Origin of the sequence: Nitrosospira sp. Nl5 (assembly GCF_900102495.1) — a bacterium.
In the GTDB taxonomy this organism is placed as follows: Bacteria; Pseudomonadota; Gammaproteobacteria; order Burkholderiales; family Nitrosomonadaceae; genus Nitrosospira.
In genome coordinates this window covers 1-1,492 of record NZ_FMVQ01000030.1, presented here as the reverse complement: position 1 = coordinate 1,492, position 1,492 = coordinate 1, and the positions used below count along the sequence as shown (strand labels likewise).

General features: G+C 56.2%; 1 protein-coding gene. It reads right to left on the bottom strand.

The features are described 5' to 3' along the window. Nucleotides 1-22 precede the first annotated feature (22 nt). Nucleotides 23-1,123 (bottom strand): copper-containing nitrite reductase, encoded by a 1,101-nt coding sequence (gene nirK, locus BLP45_RS14205; protein ID WP_090373148.1) that lies wholly within the window; start codon nucleotides 1,121-1,123, stop codon nucleotides 23-25. Nucleotides 1,124-1,492 lie beyond the last annotated feature (369 nt).

Genomic DNA, 1,492 nt, shown 5'->3' with positions numbered 1-1,492 from the left:
GGTAGATCCTGCTGGATTGTTGTTAGTGATCCATTGCCGGGGTTGAATGCTCATTGGGCTTTTTGAGTTGCTCCATGAGATCGTTGTCCCACTTGCCCTCGACATTCATGTGCGCCGCCGCACCCAGCAACACCGCTTCATTCAGGTTATGGCTGAGGTAGACATACAGCCCGGGCTGCTTGAATTCATACAACGCCGCCACCGCCGCACCGCCCGGGACGAACCAGGTTTCCTGATTGGTGATCGGGGTATCGTTGAACGAGCCGCCCTGCCATACCAGGTCACCGTGGCCGCCAATCAGATGCGGACGCGAATCGCGGTTTGCCTGGGAGTGAATGAACAAGACTTTCTCACCGACATTTGCCTTGAGCGCATTGTCGCCTGTGAGCGCACCGACTGCGCCATTGAAGACGACGTGGGTCGGGATCAGCTTGGCGGCCACTTCGAGCATGTCGGCCATGCCTTCGGCAGGCTGGGAGTAGGACTTGTATTTCCCGTCCGGACCCTTGGGCAGGTAAAGATCCTGCTCGCCGATGTAATATGCGCGGTCATAGCGCACGGATTTGCCCTTGTGGTCTTTCAGGCCATCGCGCGGCAATACCATGATGGCGCCGTTCATGCCCGAGATGACGTGGAACGGGATCATGGTTCCGCCCGGGGCGCAGTGGTAGACAAAGACGCCGGGCTTGGTGGCCTTAAAGCGCACGACCACATCTTCGCCAGGCGCCACCAGCGTCAATCCGGCCGCACCCAAGGCACCGGTGGAGGCATGGAAATCGACATTGTGCGACATGGTGCTGGTCGGGGGGTTGACCAGTGTCAGTTCGACATAGTCATCCTGATGCACGACGATTAGCGGACCAGGAACGGTGCCGTTGAATGTCAGTGCCCACATCTTGGTGCCATCCGGTGCAATTTGTACTAGCTTTTCTTCCGTGACCATGCGCACCTTGACAACCTTGGGACCGCCTTTGGCGACCTGGTCATGCTTGGGCAAAAACGGCGGTGCCACCAGTTCCTGGGTGACTACTGGCAGTTTGGAAATGTCCTTCGCCGCCATTGCTGGCGCAGCACTCATACACAGCAATCCGATTCCGATTGCCCCTTGAACAGCTTTATTCATGTTTTCCCTCCATAAATGTTGATTCACCCACGCATATCCTATGCGCATTTCATTTCTGCCCGGCATTCAATGGCTGATATTCCCCCTTTCCTGAAGAGCATCTCTAAACATTCAAGGCGCCAGGCACTCTTCTGCCTGGCCCCCGCCATGCGGTTGCCGCCCGCCTGATACCCGTCTCGCTGCGCGATCCGCCGACTTTTGATCACGGGCGCGCGCAAAAATGTCCCCAAATGTGTCAAATGTATCAAAGATAACAGGGAGCATTTGTCCGGGAGCAACGAAGTCGTGCGGCTAATCTTGAGTGTTTAGAGATGCCCTAAAGAGCGAAGGCTGGGCAACTATACAGCTTAAATTTATACCTGTCCATGC

Excerpts from the sequence above, each read along its gene's own strand:
- nirK (WP_090373148.1), bottom strand. The coding sequence starts at position 1,123 with ATGAATAAAGCTGTTCAAGGGGCAATCGGAATCGGATTGCTGTGTATG.